The sequence below is a fragment of the Ruegeria sp. ABV3_008 genome, assembly GCF_056161185.1.
Map to the genome: position 1 here is coordinate 223,861 of NZ_JBSWYP010000008.1, position 18,005 is coordinate 241,865.

Annotated in this window: 15 protein-coding genes; 5 read left to right on the top strand and 10 right to left on the bottom strand. The window is 59.8% G+C overall.

The genetic code is table 11. The features are described 5' to 3' along the window. Genes ACXAH8_RS15310 through ACXAH8_RS15330 form a run of 5 tightly spaced genes read right to left on the bottom strand, consistent with a single transcriptional unit; the run spans position 1 to position 5,539 of the window. Complete coding sequence (locus ACXAH8_RS15310) at positions 1 to 564, bottom strand: sarcosine oxidase subunit gamma (protein ID WP_475219701.1); 564 nt, start codon at positions 562 to 564, stop codon at positions 1 to 3. Next, the gene (locus ACXAH8_RS15315) at positions 557 to 3,511 is read right to left on the bottom strand and encodes a sarcosine oxidase subunit alpha family protein (RefSeq protein ID WP_475219702.1); all 2,955 of its coding nucleotides are present in this window, start codon (positions 3,509 to 3,511) and stop codon (positions 557 to 559) included. The genes ACXAH8_RS15310 and ACXAH8_RS15315 overlap by 8 nt, the downstream gene beginning before the upstream one ends. Further along, on the bottom strand, positions 3,508 to 3,798 hold the full coding sequence (locus ACXAH8_RS15320) for a sarcosine oxidase subunit delta (protein WP_425084557.1): 291 nt from the start codon (positions 3,796 to 3,798) through the stop codon (positions 3,508 to 3,510). Before ACXAH8_RS15320 ends, ACXAH8_RS15315 begins: the two co-directional genes overlap by 4 nt. Beyond that, the gene (locus tag ACXAH8_RS15325; RefSeq protein WP_475219703.1) at positions 3,792 to 4,277 is read right to left on the bottom strand and encodes a pyridoxamine 5'-phosphate oxidase family protein; all 486 of its coding nucleotides are present in this window, start codon (positions 4,275 to 4,277) and stop codon (positions 3,792 to 3,794) included. The genes ACXAH8_RS15320 and ACXAH8_RS15325 overlap by 7 nt, the downstream gene beginning before the upstream one ends. Before the next feature lie 11 nt (positions 4,278 to 4,288). Further along, positions 4,289 to 5,539, bottom strand: coding sequence for a sarcosine oxidase subunit beta family protein (locus tag ACXAH8_RS15330; RefSeq protein WP_170467244.1), 1,251 nt, complete (start codon positions 5,537 to 5,539; stop codon positions 4,289 to 4,291). 257 nt (positions 5,540 to 5,796) lie between these two features. Between ACXAH8_RS15330 and glmS the strand changes: the two genes are divergently transcribed. The 5 genes from glmS to ACXAH8_RS15355 are packed head-to-tail and all read left to right on the top strand — an operon-like array spanning position 5,797 to position 11,037. Then, positions 5,797 to 6,288 carry a methylaspartate mutase subunit S gene (gene glmS / locus ACXAH8_RS15335; protein WP_475219704.1) on the top strand — a complete coding sequence of 164 codons (492 nt, stop codon included), beginning with the start codon at positions 5,797 to 5,799 and terminating at the stop codon, positions 6,286 to 6,288. 17 nt (positions 6,289 to 6,305) lie between these two features. Further along, the gene (locus ACXAH8_RS15340; protein ID WP_475219705.1) at positions 6,306 to 7,772 is read left to right on the top strand and encodes a methylaspartate mutase subunit E; all 1,467 of its coding nucleotides are present in this window, start codon (positions 6,306 to 6,308) and stop codon (positions 7,770 to 7,772) included. Between the two features lie 15 nt (positions 7,773 to 7,787). Then, positions 7,788 to 9,035 carry a methylaspartate ammonia-lyase gene (locus tag ACXAH8_RS15345; RefSeq protein ID WP_475219706.1) on the top strand — a complete coding sequence of 416 codons (1,248 nt, stop codon included), beginning with the start codon at positions 7,788 to 7,790 and terminating at the stop codon, positions 9,033 to 9,035. Beyond that, positions 9,032 to 10,189, top strand: coding sequence for a CaiB/BaiF CoA transferase family protein (locus tag ACXAH8_RS15350; protein ID WP_475219707.1), 1,158 nt, complete (start codon positions 9,032 to 9,034; stop codon positions 10,187 to 10,189). Before ACXAH8_RS15345 ends, ACXAH8_RS15350 begins: the two co-directional genes overlap by 4 nt. Continuing rightward, positions 10,186 to 11,037 (top strand): HpcH/HpaI aldolase/citrate lyase family protein, encoded by an 852-nt coding sequence (locus tag ACXAH8_RS15355; protein WP_475219708.1) that lies wholly within the window; start codon positions 10,186 to 10,188, stop codon positions 11,035 to 11,037. Before ACXAH8_RS15350 ends, ACXAH8_RS15355 begins: the two co-directional genes overlap by 4 nt. Here ACXAH8_RS15355 and ACXAH8_RS15360 read toward each other — a convergent pair. From ACXAH8_RS15360 to ACXAH8_RS15380, 5 genes are all read right to left on the bottom strand, one after another. Next, positions 11,012 to 11,956: a LysR family transcriptional regulator gene (locus ACXAH8_RS15360; protein ID WP_475219709.1), complete on the bottom strand. Its 945-nt coding sequence runs from the start codon at positions 11,954 to 11,956 to the stop codon at positions 11,012 to 11,014. The genes ACXAH8_RS15355 and ACXAH8_RS15360 overlap by 26 nt on opposite strands. A 15-nt stretch (positions 11,957 to 11,971) precedes the next feature. Beyond that, positions 11,972 to 13,567: a FumA C-terminus/TtdB family hydratase beta subunit gene (locus tag ACXAH8_RS15365; RefSeq protein WP_475219710.1), complete on the bottom strand. Its 1,596-nt coding sequence runs from the start codon at positions 13,565 to 13,567 to the stop codon at positions 11,972 to 11,974. A gap of 268 nt (positions 13,568 to 13,835) precedes the next feature. Then, a complete protein-coding gene (locus tag ACXAH8_RS15370; RefSeq protein ID WP_475219711.1) occupies positions 13,836 to 16,043 on the bottom strand; it encodes a hybrid sensor histidine kinase/response regulator in 2,208 nt (735 codons plus the stop codon). A gap of 3 nt (positions 16,044 to 16,046) precedes the next feature. After that, entirely contained in the window at positions 16,047 to 17,216 is a 1,170-nt protein-coding gene (locus ACXAH8_RS15375) for an FIST N-terminal domain-containing protein (protein ID WP_475219712.1), read from the bottom strand. A 52-nt stretch (positions 17,217 to 17,268) separates the two neighbouring features. After that, a complete protein-coding gene (locus tag ACXAH8_RS15380) occupies positions 17,269 to 17,946 on the bottom strand; it encodes a response regulator (RefSeq protein WP_475219713.1) in 678 nt (225 codons plus the stop codon). Positions 17,947 to 18,005: the final 59 nt, after the last annotated feature.

Sequence of the window (18,005 nt, forward strand, 5' to 3'; positions counted from 1 at the left end):
TCACGCGATGGATTTCGCGGCGGCCAACAGGCCGTGATGCAGCGACGCCGCCGAAGAGCGCGGGCCAAGAACGGCCATATGATCCTCGGCCAGACGCCATAGGAAGACGCCCAGATGCTCCGCCGTGGTTCGGATCGCCGCGCCCGCCCCCATCGTGCGGACCGGCGCGTTGCTGAGCCGTTCGAACAAATCGCACAGACCCGCGCCCTGCACGTCGAACCGGCACCAGCCATCCGTCTGCTCGGAGACCGATGCGGTATCACCGACGATCTGCTTCAACTCGGCGGCCAGCAATTCGTGACTGTCATGTGGGGCCATGACCATCCATTGCTCCGGCCCCATCCAGAGCGCAGCATAGGGTGCGGCCTGAGCGGATTGGGCAACCTCGGGCAAGCTCAGACCGATCTTGTCGGCCAGCGCCTTTTGCACGGTACCGGCCTGATCGTTGCGGGCCGCGACCGACGCCAGCGCCTGATCCACGACCTCGGTGATCGTGATCGTACCGACCGTATCGACACGCGGCGTGTCGCCGCCCAGCGGGGTGATGGGTTTCAGTTTATGCACGAAGCTTCTCCCCTTCCGGGTCCACGAAATGAGCGCTGACAATCTCGACCATGACTTCCTGGCCTTCCAGCGGGTTCACCAGACGCAGTTTTTCACCCATCCGGTCAGAGCCACCTTTGACAAATCCGAGCCCGATCGAGCTTTCCAGGATCGGCGAATAGGCGGCCGAGGTTACATAGCCCTGATCATGGGCCGCATCGACCGGCCCGGTGGCGTTCATCAGATGCCCGCCCGCAGGCACGCTGTCCTTGGCATCCACCGGCTTGAGACCGACCAGAGCCAGCGCGTCCGGGGCATTCAGCCCTTCCCGACGGCTGAGCGTGTTGCCGATACAGTCCTTCTTGGTGCTGACCATACGCGCCATGCCAAGGTTCAGAGCCGTGGTCGTACCGTTCAGCTCATTGCCGGTCGCATGACCCTTTTCGATCCGCATGACGCCCAGGGCCTCGGTGCCGTAAGGCATCACGTCGAACTCTTCACCCGCCTCCATCAGCGCGCGCATCAGCCCATCGCCATAGCGCGTGGGCACCGCGATTTCATAGGCCAGCTCGCCCGAGAACGAGATCCGGAACAGTCGCGCGCGCAGGCCGCCGCAGACTGTGATCTCAGCGCAACCCATGAAGGGGAACGCCTCGTTCGAGATGTCAAAGTCAGGGTCCACGATCTTTTGCAGCAGTTTGCGGCTGTTGGGACCGGCCACGGCATATTGCGCCCAGGCCTCGGTAGTCGAGATCAGCTGCACGTCCATATCCGGGCACAGGCATTGGCGGACGAATTCCATATTGCGATAGACCAGAACCGCGTTGGCGGTGGTGGTGGTCACGACGAAATGGTCCTCGGCAAACCGCGCGGCGGTACCGTCGTCATAGGCAATGCCATCCTCGCGCAGCATCAGGCCATAGCGCACCTTGCCCACGGGCAGCTTGGCGAACGCGTTAGAGTAGACCATGTTCAGGAAAGCCGCAGCATCCGCGCCCTGCACGTCGATCTTGCCTAGCGTCGTCACATCGCACACACCGACCGAGTTTCTTGTCTTCAGCACCTCGCGGTCCACCGATTGGCGCCAATGGGTTTCGCCCTTGCGCGGGAACCATTGGGCACGTAGCCAATTGCCGACCTCGACAAACACGGCGCCCTGTTCCTCGGCCCATTTGTGGCTGGGCGTCAGGCGAGTCGGGTGGAAATCCTTGCCCACTGCACGGCCACCGAACGCACCCATCGCAACCGGCGTATAAGGCGGGCGGAAGATGGTTGTGCCGGTGTCCTGAATGGACTTGCCCGTTAGTTCCGCCATCACCGCCAAGGCACCCACGTTCGAGGTCTTGCCCTGATCGGTCGCCATGCCCAGTGTGGTATAACGCTTGAGATGCTCCACCGAGGTAAAGTTCTCTTGGTGCGCCAGCTTGACGTCCTTGACGGTCACGTCGTTCTGGTAATCCAGCCATGCGCGTTTTGCGCCTTTGACGTGCCAGAAGGGGCTGATCGAGACCGGCGCATCGGCTGCAGCGGGAAGATCAACGTGGGATGCCGTGATGCCGAGATCGCCCAGAGCGGATACCGCCGCCGCCGCACCGCCTTGCAGCGCCGCTTTGGTGGTCATCTCACCCTTGGCCGCGCCTGCCACGATCTGACCGACGGGTAGGCCCTCGCCCGGAACAAAGGCGTGGATGTCCGCGTTCCAGACAGGGCGACCGCGCTGATGGCAGGTTAGGCCCAAGTTCGGGTTCCAGCCGCCGGACATCGCCAGCGCCTCACAATAGAGATCCGTTGTATACCCTTTCTCAGTGCGCACTTGCACCGAAGTCAGACCCAGACGGCCCGAGGTGTTGATGATCTCGGCCCCTTTGAGAACTTCGGTTCCCTCGACATCCGCAGCATCCGAGCGCGTGTCCACAATTGCCGGGACCTTTATACCCTGCGCCATCAGATCGCGTGCCGTCTGGTGTGCGTCGTCATTGTTGGCAAAAACCACAACCGATTGCGCCGGCGTTGCGGCCCAGCGGTTGGCGTAGGACCGAACCGCTCCGGCCAGCAGGATACCAGGCCGGTCGTTGTTTTCGAACGCGATGGGGCGTTCGATGGCCCCGGTCGCGATCAGCGCGCGCTTGGAGTAGATGCGCCACAGGGTTTGGCGGGGTTTGTCAGCCGCGGGCGCGATCAGGTGATCCGCGTTGCGTTCAACCGCACCATAGATCCCATGGTCATAGGCCCCAAACACGGTTGTACGCGGCATGACCCGCACATTGTTCATCGACGCCAGCTCACCCAACGCCTGCGCGACCCAGTCCGCGCCGGAGATATCGGCCAATGCGCCAGTCTCAGCAATCAGACGCCCACCCATGCGGAAATCTTCATCCGCCAGAATGACCTGAGCGCCCGCTCGTCCCGCAGTCAGCGCCGCCGCCAGACCGGTCGGACCCGCGCCAATGATCAGCAGATCGCAATGCAGGAAGCCCTTGTCATAGAGATCGGGGTCATCCTCACCCGTCAGGCTACCCAAACCGGCGGCCTTACGAATAATCGGCTCATATAGCTTTTCCCAGAACGCCTTCGGCCACATGAAGGTCTTGTAGTAAAACCCCGCCGTCAGGAAGTTCGAGAACCGGTCGTTGATCGCCATGAAGTCGCGTTCCAGCGACGGCCAGCGGTTCTGGGAATTGGCGCTCAGGCCGTTATACAGCTCGGCCACGGTGGCGCGGGTGTTCGGCTCCTGCCGCCCGCCTGAGCGCAGCTCGACCAAAGCGTTCGGCTCTTCGCTGCCCGCGGTCAGCGGGCCGCGCGGACGGTGGTATTTGAAGGACCGGCCCATCAGGCGCACTCCATTGGCCAACAAGGCCGAAGCCAGCGTGTCGCCCTCATAACCTTGATAAGACTTGCCATCGAAGGTGAAGCTGAGGCTGGCGTCCCGGTTGATCAGCCCGCCGTTCAGTCGATTGCTCTGATTCATTGTGCAGCCTTCCCTGCCGCTTTGGCTACGTCACGGGCCAGTTCGACCTTCAGGATTTCATGGGTCAGCGTATTGCGCGTGACCACCAGCCACGACCTGTCGCCTTGTTCGTGATACCAAAGCTCGCGATGCTCGCCCGCCGGGTTGTCACGCAGGTAGAGGTAGTCGTGAAACGCTTGCGCCGCGTCCTCGGCCTGCCAATCGGGACGATTGATCAGCGAGGCATCGCCCAGATAAGTGAACTCCTGCGCGTCGCGCGGGCCAAGCAGGGGGTGATTGATCAGCATGCTTCGACCTCCGACCTTTTGTGAATGATGTTGATGTCGCGAACGCGCTGCATCCACTTGGCGCGCAGCTCTTCGCTGGTAACGCCCATGTCATAAGCGGGCGTGGCCAGAGGCTTGCACGCCGTTGCCTTGATGACCACAAATCCAGAGAACATCGGCTCAAGCTCCGGCCAGCGGTTGGTATAGGCCGGGCGCAGCAACGGGTAGCGCGCATCGTCGCGCGGAACATAGCTGGCCTCACCCTGGATCAGGACGCCTCGACGGGTCAGGATGTCGATGAAGTTGACCTCGACCTGCGTACGCACCGCAATATTGGCCAGAGTGTCCGGAGACCGCATTTCGGCAAAGCTGATCGTGGTGTCATCATGGGTTACAAACGTGCCCTTGGGCGAGACATTCGGGTTTCCTTCGGCATCCGCTGTGGCCACAAAGCCAAGATGCCAGTTTTCGATCAGATCGCGTGCAAACTTGTTGATCATGGCGATGGTCCTCAGTGCAGGTTCGGCTGGGCGCCCTGCCCTTTTTCGTCGATCATGTGACCGGTCATGAACCGGTCCAGCCGGTAGGCTGTGGCGGTTTCATGCGGACGGTCGGTTTTCAGAAGATGCGCAAAGCAATAGCCAGAGGCCGGCGTGGCCTTAAACCCGCCGTAACACCATCCGCCATTGAAATAGAGCCCGTCGATATGCGTCTTGTCGATAAACGGAGAGCCATCCATCGACATATCCATGATCCCGCCCCAACTGCGTAGCAGGCGCGCACGCCCAAGTGCCGGGATTAGCGCCATGCCGCTTTCGATCACATCCTCGACCACGGGCAGGTTCCCGCGTTGGGCGTAAGTGTTGTACATGTCGATGTCGCCACCAAAGACCAGACCGCCCTTGTCGGACTGGCTGCAATAGAAGTGCCCCGCCCCATAAGTGATAACGCCGTCGATGAAAGGCTTCAGACCCTCGGAGACGAAAGCCTGCAACACGTGGCTCTCGATCGGCAGGCGCATCCCTGCCTTCTCCATCACGCGGCTGGAACTGCCCGCGACAGAGACGCCAACCTTTTTGGCCCCAATAAAGCCGCGGGTGGTATCGACCCCCAGAACCTTGCCATTTTCAATGCGGAAACCCGTCACCTCGCAGTTCTGAATGATATCCACGCCGCGCATGTCCGCACCGCGCGCATATCCCCACGCTACTGCGTCGTGGCGCACCGTGCCGCCGCGACGGTGTAGCAGGCCACCTTTGATCGGGAACCGGGCGTCATCGAAATTCAGGAACGGGTACATTGCACGGACGCCTGCGGTATCCAGTAACTCGGCATCTGATCCGTTCAGGATCATCGCATTGCCCCGCCGCCGCGCCGCATCCCGCTGTGCATCCGTGTGGACCAGGTTCAAAATACCGCGCTGGCTGACCATGGCGTTATAGTTGAAGTCCTGTTCGAGGTTTTCCCACAGCTTCAGCGAGAACTCGTAGAAAGGCTCATTCCCATCCAACAGATAGTTCGAGCGAATGATCGTCGTGTTCCGCCCCACATTGCCGCCGCCGATCCAGCCTTTTTCCAGTACCGCGATACGCGCGGCACCGAATTCCTTGGCCAGATAGTAGGCTGTGGCCAGACCGTGGCCGCCGCCGCCCACGATCACATAGTCATAAGCATCCGCAGGCTCAGGGTCGCGCCATTGCGGACCCCAGCCCTTGTGGCCGGTCAGGGCCTCTTTGAAAAGTCGCAGCGCCGAGAATCGCATGTAGGCTCCTATTCGTTGCAGCTTACTTTATGCACCCGGGTTGCCCTCGTTTTCAGTGTCGATTTCGGACAGAAGCTATCTCAGATGCGACAGATGCCATCAGAGAGCAGCCGTTTTGGCGTTTCAAGCTCTAACAGCGGCCTGATGCAAAATTAGGTAATTTTTGCTTATCTATTTTTCATTGGTCATCATTATTCTTTACCGTTTTGAGAATCACGGCTACGACACCCCAAAGCGCGACACAGGAGGAGCGAGACATGTTCGACGCCAGCACCACGCATAAAGTCGTTTTGGGAGTGATCGGTGCAGATTGCCACGCCGTAGGCAACAAGATCCTCGACAGCCTGCTGACCCGGGCCGGGATCGAGGTCATGAACCTCGGCGTCATGGTCAGCCAGAGCGAATTCGTCGCCGCAGCCGTTGCTCAAAAAGCCGATGCGATCCTTGTCTCATCCATTTACGGGCACGGTGAGATCGACTGTCAGGGCCTGCGCGACCGGTGCGAGGCTGCGGGGATCGGGAACATCCTGCTCTATGTCGGTGGGAACCTCGTGATCGGCAAACAGGATTTCGCAACCGTCGTCACCCGCTTCAAGGAGATGGGCTATGACCGCGTCTTCCCGGCTTCGGCCAATATCGACGAGGTCGTGGCGCTGCTGAAAGACGACATCGACATGAACCGCCTTCCGAACATCGGCCACAACTCGGGCGCTTTCGCATCTGGGTTCGCCGATTGGGCCGCAATTTAGCAAAGACAGATGGTGACATGACCGGCGCGCCAGAAATAACGAATTCCAAGCTACCCGATTCCGTTTTCAACGCCGAGCGTGAGGGCGTTTTGCAATCCTGGCACACCGGTGCCGACGTGGACTTTGAGGCGGGCCTTGCCCGTCAACGTGCGCTGCCTTCGGAGAAGCGTTTCTCGGCGGCCTTGGCGGATGCGGATGAAACCGGCAAGACACTGTTGCAACCCCGTGCGGGCGTTGCGCTGTTGCGCGAACACACCGCGCTGATGGAGGGGCTGGCCCCCCATTGCGACGTGTTGCCTACCACCATTGACGCCTATACCCGCCACAACCGCTATGACGAGGCGCAGGATGGCATCGACCGATCCCGCGCGGCAGGAACCTCGCTGCTGAACGGGTTCCCAGCGGTCAACCATGGTGTGGAAGGCTGTACAAGACTGGTCGAAGCCGTCTCAAAACCCATTCAGGTCCGGCACGGCACACCGGATGCACGCCTTCTGGCCGAAGTGACCCTCAGTTCGGGCTTTTCGTCCTACGAGGGCGGCGGGATTTCCTATAACATCCCCTATGCAAAGAACATTCCGCTGGAGCAATCGATCCGCCATTGGCAATATTGCGACCGTCTTGTGGGCCGGTTCGAAGAACACGGCATCCGCATCAACCGCGAGCCGTTTGGCCCTCTGACCGGAACGCTGGTACCGCCGTTCGTATCGCATGTGGTCGCGATCATCGAAGGCTTGCTGGCGCTGGAACAGGGCGTGCGTTGTATCACGCTGGGCTATGGTCAGGCGGGCAATCTGGTGCAAGACGTCGCCGCACTGCGCTCGTTACGGCGGCTGGGGCACCACTATTTCCAGAACGCGGGCTATGATGATTACCAGCTGACCACCGTGTTCCACCAATGGATGGGCGGCTTCCCCGAGGATGAGGCCAAGGCGACCGCCGTGATCTGTCTGGGTGCAATGGCCGCGAAACAGGCGCGGGCCACCAAGATTATCGTGAAAACGCCGCATGAGGCCAGCGGCATCCCTTCGATCGAGGCGAACCAGGCTGGGCTCAAGGCGACCCGCCAGATGGTGAACATGATCGCGGACCAGAACCGCAATGACGGCAACGAAATCCTGACCGAGGTCGAGGTGATCGAAGCCGAAGTTCACGCCGTCATGCGCGCCGTTCTGAAACTGGGCAAAGGCGACATCGCGCGCGGAGCCGTTCTGGCCTTTGAGAGCGGCGTCATGGATATCCCCTTCGCCCCCGCCATCGGGAACGCGGGCAAGCTGACACCGGTACGCGACAACCACGGCGCGCTGCGGATCTTTGAGACCGGAAATGTGCCGCTGCCGAAGGATATCATGGCCTTTCACCGGGACCGCATCGCGGAACGCGCCCGGTCCGAGGGGCGCGAGGTGTCCTTTGACATGGTGGTCGACGACGTCCGCGCCATCTCGGCCAGCAAACTCATTGGGCGGCCTTCGGTTGCCGCCTAACACACAGAGAGTGTCATGAAGATCAAGAACGTTGTTTTCGCGCCGGGGCTGGCCTCGTACTATTTCGACGATCAGGCAGCGATCAAACAGGGGGCCAAGCAGGACGGGTTCGTCTATTGCGGGCAGGCCCTGACCGACGGCTTTGCCCGCGTCCGGCAATTTGGGGAAAGTGTCTCGATCCTGCTTGAACTGGAAAACGGCCAAATCGCCGAGGGCGATTGCGCCGCCGTGCAATATTCTGGAGCCGCCGGGCGTGATCCGCTGTTTCTGGCCTCCTTCGTCATCCCATTCCTGCAGGAACATCTGACGCCGCAGTTGATCGGGCATGATGTGCATAGCTTCCGCGAAAGCGCGGAATTCTTCGATACGCTGGTCGTGGATGGCCAACCTCTGCACACCGCCGTGCGCTATGGCCTGTCGCAGGCTTTGCTGTCTGCGGCCTCGATTGCCAAAGGCAAGATGAAATTCGAGGTGATCTGCGACGAATGGGGGCTTGAGGCCATCGCGGCCCCTCTGCGCCTGTTTGGGCAGAGCGGCGACAACCGCTATGAGGCCGTTGACAAGATGGTGCTGAAACAGGTCGACGCCCTGCCCCACGGCCTGATCAACAACATCCCCCAGAAACTGGGCCAGACAGGCGGGAAACTAGCTGAATACGTCACATGGCTGTCGCGCCGCATACAGGCTCTGCGCACAGATGAGAGCTATCATCCGGTACTGCATATCGACGTCTACGGTACGGTGGGCATGATCTTTGACAATGACGCGGTGAAAATCGCCAACTATATGGAAACGCTGGAACAACGCGCCGCCCCATTCGATCTGTATATCGAAGGGCCTGTGGACGCCGGTTCAAAAGACAGGCAGATCACCTTGCTGCGCGATATCCGTGCCTCGCTGCGGGCGCTTGGCAGCAACGTCAAAATCGTGGCTGACGAATGGTGCAACACTTATCAGGACGTAGTCGATTTCGTCGACGCCGATTGCTGTGACATGGTCCAGATCAAGACCCCCGATCTGGGATCGCTGCACAATACGGTCGACGCGGTGCTCTACTGCAAAGCCAATGGTGTCGCGGCATATCAGGGCGGCACCTGCAACGAGACCGACATCTCGGCCCGCGCCTGTCTGCACGCCGCCATGGCCACCCGCCCCGACCGCGTGCTGGTCAAACCCGGCATGGGCTTTGACGAAGGCATGACCATCGTCGCCAACGAAATGCACCGCACCCTTGCGCTTTTGAACACACGAGCTGCCGCATGACCGATACCCAACTCAAACCCTATGAAGGCCTGCTGGTCGTATCTCTGGAACAGGCCGTCGCTGCCCCCCTCGCGTCGTGCCACTTTGCCCAGGGCGGCGCTCGTGTCATCAAGATCGAGCGTGACACCGGAGACTTCGCCCGCAAATACGACGGTGCGGTGAAAGGCTCGGCGTCCTATTTCGTCTGGGCTAATCACGGCAAGGAAAGCCTGTGTCTGGATATAAAACACCCCGAGGATGCCGCTCTGCTGCACCGTATTCTGGACGAGGCGGATGTGTTCATCCAGAACCTCGCCCCCGGCGCCATTGCCCGCGCCGGGTTTGGCGAGGATGTCCTGCGCAAACGGACCCCGCGCCTGATCACCTGCGATATCAGCGGATATGGCGAGGATGGACGGTACAGCGACATGAAGGCCTATGACTTTCTGGTGCAATGCGAAAGCGGGCTGGTCTCGGTCAACGGAGCGCCCGGCCATCCCGGTCGGATTGGCGTTTCGGTCTGCGATATCGGCGCCAGCATGAATGCGATCATAGGCATCCAGAAGGCACTGATCGCGCGCAGCATCAGCGGCAAGGGCAGCGCGGTGAAGCTGTCCCTGTTCGACACGGCCGCCGATTGGATGACCGTGCCTTTGATGCATACGGTTTATGCGGGTAAAGCGCCGCAGCCAGTTGGCCTGCATCACCCGTCCATCGCGCCTTATGGTGGGTTTGCCACCAAAGATGATGAGGTTCTGGCGATCTCGATCCAGAACGAACGCGAGTGGAAACGCCTCTGCGCCGATGTCATCGGGCAACCCGAATTGGCCACCGACCCACGGTTCTGCGATGCGGCCCAGCGGGTTGCTAACCGCGCCGAACTGGATGCCATCGTGGCCGGGTTCTTTGCCCGCCACAGCCGGGCCGAGTTGGAAGGCAAGTTGTTCGCGGCAGCCATCGCTTATGGGGCTGTGAACTCGGTCAGCACCTTTGCCGAACACCCGCAGCTGCGCCGCACGCCGGTCACGCTGGAAAACGGGGATGAGGCGCATCTGGTTGCAGCCCCCGTGCGCCACAGCTTTGATCCGGAAACACCGCGCTTTGGCCGTGTGCCCGCGCTTGGCGAACATACCGATACCATTCGGTCCGAATTCGCCGAGACCGTTGCCGCATGATCCGGTCCTACCTGTTCACTCCGGCACATCGACCGGAGCTGATTGCCCGCGCGCATGAACGGGGCGCGGATGCGATCCTGCTGGACCTTGAGGACAGCGTCCCGCGCGACCGCAAACAGGCCGCGCGGGATGGGTTGGCAGAGGCGGTCTCTGTGCTGACCGCCCGTGATGTGTCGGTTGTGATACGGGTCAATGCCGATCTGGGCGAATGCGTCCGCGATCTTGAGGCTGCCATCCTGCCCGGCGTTGACGCGATCATGCTGCCCAAGGTCATAGGGGCCGACCACCTGCGTCTGGTGGCTGACTATCTGTCGATGCTGGAGCGACAGGCCAAACTTCCCGAGAGCCAGATCAAGCTGATTGCGTTGATCGAAACAGCCCAAGGGCTGATGAACGCCGCAAGCATCGCAAAAGCAACCCCCCGGCTGACCGCGCTTGCATTCGGGGCTGAGGACTTCTCGACCGATTGCGGCCATGGGCCTTCGGTCGAGGCGCTGAAGGGCCCGGCGCAGTCCTTGATCCATGCGGCCAAAGCGGGTGGCCTGCAGGCCATCGGCCTACCGGGCAGCATTGCCGAGATCCACGACATGGACAGTTTCCGCGCCTGCGTCGACCTTGGGCGTGCGATTGGCTTCGACGCCGTCCTGTGTATCCATCCGCGACAGGTCGAAATCGTTGACGCGGTCTTCACGCCCAGCGCGTCCGAGATCGAACAGGCGACCCGCGTGGTCGAGGCCTTTGTTCGGGCCACTAAGCAGGGGCTGGGTGCCGTCATGCTGGAGGGCAAAATGATCGACCCACCCATCGTGGCGCGGGCGCAATCTATGTTGCAATCCCGGCGTCTTTGAAGAAATCCTCCATAAAGGCCGGGCCTTTCTGATCGACGAAATCCCGAAAGGACCGCGCCGCCGGACGCAGGGGTTTGTTACGCATATGCAGAACGAACCAGTCGCGATATTCAGGCATCCCTTCAACGTTCAGGATTTTCAGCTTTCCGGCCATCGCCTCCAGCGCGATCGTGTGAGCCGAGATGAAGGCCAGCCCCATATTCGCCATGACCGCCTGTTTGATATTGGCGTTACTGTCCATTTCCTGCGCCTTGGGCTGCGGCAGGCCCGAGTCCGAGAAAAAGAACTCATGCACCATGCGCGTGCCCGACCCCCGTTCGCGGACGATGAATTGATGGTTTGGCAAGTCCGAGCGACGGATGCGGCTGGAGCGCACCAGTGGATGATCCGGATGGCCGATCAACACATAGGGGTGTTTGGCGAATTGATGTGCCGTTGTCTCTATCCGGCGCGGAGGGCGACCCATGAGCGCAAGGTCGATCTGATCGGTATCTAGCATCTCAATCACGCTGCGCCGGTTGGCGATTTTGAACTGCAGATCGCATTCCGGGTGCTCCTGCTGGAACTGCGCCAGCAGATGCGGGCCGAAATTGCGCGCCGTGGTCACCATGGCCACCCGAACCCGGTGGTCTAGCTTGCCCTGCATGATCTGCACAACATCTACCGCCTCGGCCAGCGTTTCGGTCATGCGTTCGGCATAGGGCACCAAAGCGGTGGCAACCTCAGTCGGGATCACCGAACGGCCGGATTTCTCGAACAGCGGCGCGCCGAATTCCTCGCTCAGCCGGCTCATCTGCATCGACACCGCAGGAGGGGTCAGCGACAGGCGCTCTGCCGCGCGCACAAAGCTGCGCGTCTCGATCGCCACCAGAAATATCTGCAACTGGCGCAGGGTAATCTTGTCCGAGGTCGGCGGCATTGCGGCTCCTGTGCGCTAGAAGGCGGGTTTGCGGGTAAAGAAGTCTCCTCCCTTGTCGTCAATAATCACAAACGCCGGGAAATCCACGACTTTTATGCGAAAGACGGCCTCCATCCCGAAGTTGGGAAAATCCAGCGTTTCGATGTTCTTGATGACGTCCTTGCCCAGAACTGCCGCCGCCCCACCGACCGAGCCCAGAAAGAACCCGCCATGCTCCTTGCAGCTTTGCACGACCGAGGGCGCACGATTGCCTTTGGCAATCATCACGCGGGACGCGCCCAGCGCCTGCAGTTCCGGCACATAGGGGTCCATCCGCGCGGCTGTGGTTGGCCCGAACGAGCCTGAGGTATACCCTTCGGGCGTCTTGGCCGGGCCCGCGTAGTAGACCGGGTGATCGCGGATGTAGTCCGGCAGCTCCTGACCCTTTCGGATCATCCGGGCCAATTCGGCATGCACCAGATCGCGCGCGACAATCATGGTGCCGGACAGCAAAACCGGGCTGGAGACGGACAGCTTGGACAATTCAGCACAGATATCATCCATCGGCTGGTCCAGGTTGATCCGGGTTGCGGATTGCGCCGCGACATCCTGCGCAGGCAGGAACCGAGCCGGGTCATGTTCCAACTGCTCGACCCAGATCCCATCCCGGTCGATCCGCCCCTTGATCTGGCGATCCGCCGAACAGCTGACACCCATGCCAACCGGCAGGCTTCCTCCGTGGCGCGGCAGGCGAATGACGCGCACGTCATGGCAGAAGTATTTCCCGCCGAACTGAGCGCCCAGCGACATGTTGCGGGTCAGCTCCAATATCTGCGCCTCAAGCTCCAGATCGCGAAAGGCACGCCCATCGGGGCTACCGGTCGTGGGTAGATCATCCAATTCCTTGGCCGAGGCTTTCTTGACCGTTTTCAGACAGTGTTCAGCCGACAGCCCCCCAATGACAATCGCCAGATGGTATGGCGGGCAAGCCGTAGTACCCAAGGTCCGAATCTTCTCATCAAAGAACGCCAGTATCCGCTCGGGTTCCAGCAGTCGCCGAGTTTCCTGATACAAAAACGTCTTGTTGGCCGAGCCACCCCCTTTAGCCATGAACAGGAATTCCAGAGCCGCCCCGCTGAGCGCCTCAATATCGATCTGCGCAGGCAGGTTGGTTCCGGTGTTCTGCTCTTTGAACATTGTCAGCGGGGCCATTTGCGAAAAACGCAGGTTACGCGTTTCCCATGTGTCCTTGACCCCCTGCTCGACCGCCGCATGCAGATCGCCCTGCACCAGAACGTTCTGGCCCTTCTTGCCGTGAATGATCGCTGTTCCAGTGTCCTGACAGCTCGGGAATTCTCGCTCGGCAGAGATCACCGCGTTCTTCAGCAACTCCAGTGCCACGTAGTGATCGTTGGACGAGGCATCCGTGTCATCGAGTATCTCGCGTAGCTGGGCAAGATGGCTGGGGCGCAACAGATGCGAGACATCTGCAAAGGCGGTTGAGGTCAAATTGCTGACCGCCTCGGACGAGACCCGCAGGAAGGTTTCATCATCGAACCGGGCGGTTTCCAGCCCTTCATTGCCGAGATGGCGATAGCAGGTCGTGCCGATTGTTTTCGTTGTCTGGGTCATGGCGCGCACCCTAGTGAGATACACAGAAACACTCAATAGTTCTTAACTTAAGTGCCTTTTTATTCACCAAAAATTACCAAAAGAGAATCGCGCCAGAATACTCGATTTCAGCAACCGCCAATTCACACCACGCAAAGCATCACTCCCCAAAATCGAACCGACTCAGCATTCGGCGACCCAACTGCCCTTCGTTCAACGCGGGTCGATCTTGAGCAACATCAACACTAGGATCCAGCGGCCACGGTCCGCGCGCAGCCCCGTGCAAAGACTAACGCGAAATCAAGCTGACCAATTGATGTCTAAGCTCTTTGGCGTCAATTGGCTTGTGGATTAACTCCAGCCCGTTCGCCTTGCATTCTTCCGCCGTTTCAGGAGACCGGTTGGCCGAGATGATGCAGGCGGGCACATCGCTGAATTCCGCTTTGATCCGACGCACTGCCTCAGTCCCGGTTTTTCCGTTATCCAGCTGGTAGTCCGCGACGATCGCATCGGGTGTGATACCGATTTCGCGCAGCAGGTCCACGGCCTGATCCTCACTGCCACACTCCAGCACGTGAACGCCCCAGGACTCGAGCGTCAGCGTTAGCGCATTTCTGAGATTTGCGTCATTTTCAATCAGCAGAACGATCATATCCGCCAGTTGACCCGTTTTCCTGTCAGCAGCAGCGGGACGGCCTTCGCTGAACTGCCCTTGGTCCTGTACCACAGGGACTTCGACGGAGAACACCGTTCCTTTTCCCAACTCGGAGCGCAGATGAATCGGGTGGTTGAGCAACCCGCAGGCGCGCTCGACAATAGCAAGACCAAGGCCCATGCCTTCGGCCGCACTCGCGTCCGATTGCACCCGCTTGAATTCCTGAAAAACCATGTCGCGCTGATCGGCGGCGATGCCAATTCCGGTATCCAGCACCTCTATCGACACGCGGGTTTTGCGCCGCTTCACCCCGACCAGAACCTTGCCGGCGTCGGTATAACGGATTGCGTTGGACAGCAGGTTCTGAAGGATGCGCCTCAAGTAGCTAGCATCACTGGCCACAAGCGCGCTGGTCGGCACCACCCGTAATTCCAATCCTTTGGCCTGTGCAACCGGGCGGAAAGCGTCCTCCATCTGCTTGAACATATCACCAACCGACACGGTCGAGAGGTGGACTGTCGCGCTGCCGGAATCCAATTTCGATATGTCCAGGAGTGCCTCAAGGATATGCTCCACGCTATTGAGCGCACTTTCCGCCTTTGTGGCCACATCATTCGTTTCCGCCTGATCCAACCCGTTTTTCAGCGAAGCCACATAAAGCTTGGCGGCGGACAGAGGTTGCAGCAGATCATGACTGGCGGCGGCAACAAAGCGGGACTTTGACGCATTGGCCCGTTCCGCCTCGCCCAGCGCGTCGGCCAGTTCAACGGTGCGCGCTTCAACGCGTTTTTCCAGAAGTTCCTTGGCGTCCTGCAATGCCTGCGCCGATTTTCGTTCCGCCGTCACATCGGTGAATGAAATCACATAGCCCTTGTCGGGCATTTCCTGCGCAAAGACAGACAGGATTTTCGACCGCCCCCGATGCAGCAGAAACCGCAAGGGACGCCGGGAGGTGTGCCGCTTGGTCCAGTCGGACAAATCTCCCCAGCTCATCCCCGGTTGGAAACTCATATTAGAACCGAGCCGGTCGTAGAGCGTTTCAAATTGCGTGCCCATCTGGAATTGCCCAACCGGGATCGCCAGCAGCTCGCTGGCCCGGTTGTTCCAGCCGATCAAACGGTGCTTATTGTCAAAAATGCAGACACCCTGGTCGATGTGTTCCAGCGTGGCGCGGATCAGGCGCGATTTGTCATCCAGAATGCGGTCGCGTTCTAGCCGCTCGACCCGCATGATATCGGTCACATCCGTCTGCAAGATAACCGTGCCCGCATCCTTCGTGCGATGTTCAGAGACCTGCATCCAGCGATTGCCGCTCAGGCCCACATTGAACACTACATGGTCATCCGCATGACGTGTCAGCCGAAGCTCGGCCCAGTCCACAGGCGCAACCCCCTCCGGCAGAAGCAGAGAGCTCGACCGGCTGACAAGCTCGACATATTCGGTAAAACGCAGACCTGGCTTCAGCCGACCTTGGATATCGGGCATGTGCAGCCCGAAGCGACTGTTGCACAGCACCAGTTTTTCATCGCGCCCAAACAGGGCAAAGCCATCCTGCACCGCCTCGATCGCATTCGCCAAATTGGCCCGAGCAGCTTCGGTTTCCTCATTGGCCTTGGCCAATTGCGCGTTGGATGCGTTCAGAAGGTCCAGAGCACGCTCCAGATCATCCGTGCGGGTGCGAATCTCTTGTTCCAACACGGCCGCGCGCTGGAATTGCGCATAAGCAGCACCCGAGGCATCAGTAGATTCCTCGACCCGGCGCATTAGCGCCTCGACGATCCTCAGCAGTTTTTCATTCTGGCGTTCGATCGGATCCAGCGGGTCTGTCAGATGCTCGATCATCCGCTAGTCGTCCCCGGGTGGATAGATCGCCACCCCGGTCATCGTCTGATTGACGTGGATCGAGTTGAACTGCTCACCATAGGTCGAGAATCCGACCACATGATTGTCCGACAGGATGCGCGAGATTTCGTGCGTTTTTTGCTTTTCCTGTGCCTCAAGCCTCCGCAGGATACAGTCGCAGGCCAGGATCGTATCGGGCTTTTGCTTTTCGTTCAGCGCTGCGATCTCTTCCTGCAGATGCACCGTCATGTCGCGCGGTTCGGCCAGGGTCAGAACCAGTCCCTCATCAATGGCCGAAAAGAACACCAGATCGCCATTGCCTGCGACCTGCTGAATGGCCCGCACATGGTGCTGACCTCCGATCTGGACGACGACCGGATGGGCCGCGAAGGTAAAGGGGGTCAGCTGTTCGGGGTCTTTGCCAAGGATGCGCGCATATTCCCGCGCTGCGGGTTCCGCGTTGATTTCCTGAACGATGCGGTTGGCGGGGTCGGCTTTGGTCACGACCATACGCTGCGCGGCCGGAACAAGATGATCTGTCTTGAACACCTTGATCGGGCAAGAGGTTCGCACCTGCACCAATATGGCCGCGTTCTCCAACGCCTGTGATCCATGAAGAACATAGGTGTGGCCGAACTCGGTCCCGTCGCCTGCCGATCCACCGAACAAAGGCACCGGCCCCAGCCCCATCGCCAGCTCGGATGTCAGCTCGTCTTCCTTCGTGGACAACCCGTCGATCATCAAGAAGGTGAATTCGTTTTCCCAAGCGGGAAAGCCGCGCGTCATTGCGGTTCGGTTATGGATCATTTCGGCAATGATGTCTTGCGCACAGAAATTATCCAAATCCGGCAAAAGAATGGTGCGCGTTTCAAAATGTGAGCGCGGCAAGGCAAGCGCGACGATCTGATCCTCGTTATAGCCACCTTCGGCAAGCTCTCCGGCGGTGGTGCATCCGACCACCATCGTGGGCGCAAATTCCTGTTCAGCCTCGGCGATCACCGCCGCGGCATCGGCATTGGGGCTGACAAACAGAATGATCAGCGCCATGGGGTCATCCCCCAACGACCTGGACAGATCCCTGACTGCGTTGTCGGCGCTGCATTCCGCAAATGCCGTCTTTACGATGCCTGGCCTGACGGACTGGGCGCTGGCCCATCCGAATGCTTGGTTCATCGCGACTCCTCCCTAAAGCCCGACGATTGCTGAGAGGTTAGAGTATCTGACCCTATTCTTGCAATACGCTGGCAAAGGATGCTTTCTTGGCAATCAGAACCGCCTGAGTGCGACTTTGAACGCCAAGTTTCCGCATGATTGCAGTGACATGCGCCTTAACCGTGGTTTCGGCAATCGACAGGTCATAGGCGATCTGCTTGTTCAACTTGCCCTCGCAGATCAGTTGCAAAATGCGGCCCTGTTGATTGGTCAACGCGGCAAGCCGGTTGACCGCATCGCTATGTTCATCGTCTTCCTCATCTTCGATCAGAACGCAGCCATCGGGGACAAAGATTCCCCCCGCATGAACCGTCTCGAATGCGGTACGGAACACATCGCGCTGGCTGTGCTTGGGCACATACCCCGATGCTCCTGCCTTGATCACCTGGCTGATCACACGGTTGTCGGTCAACGAGGACACAACAATCACCGGCGCATCCGCCGCGGATTTCAAGCGTACCAGACCATCCAGGCCATCCACATCCGGCAGGTTCAGGTCCAGCATCACCGCATCCGGTTTCAACCCTTTGGCCACCAGTTCCATAGCGTTTTCCAGACGGTCTGCTGTGTGAATTTCGCCGATCTCGGCCACGCTGCGCAGGGTCATCGACAAGGCGTCGCAGAACAGCGGGTGATCGTCGACAATCAGAACATTCTCAAAGTCAGTCTGTCTGGCGGGTTCTGCAAGCATCAAGGTCGCCTTTGCAATGAAACTCTCTTTGCTCTGAGTCTAGCAACACCGTCAGCATA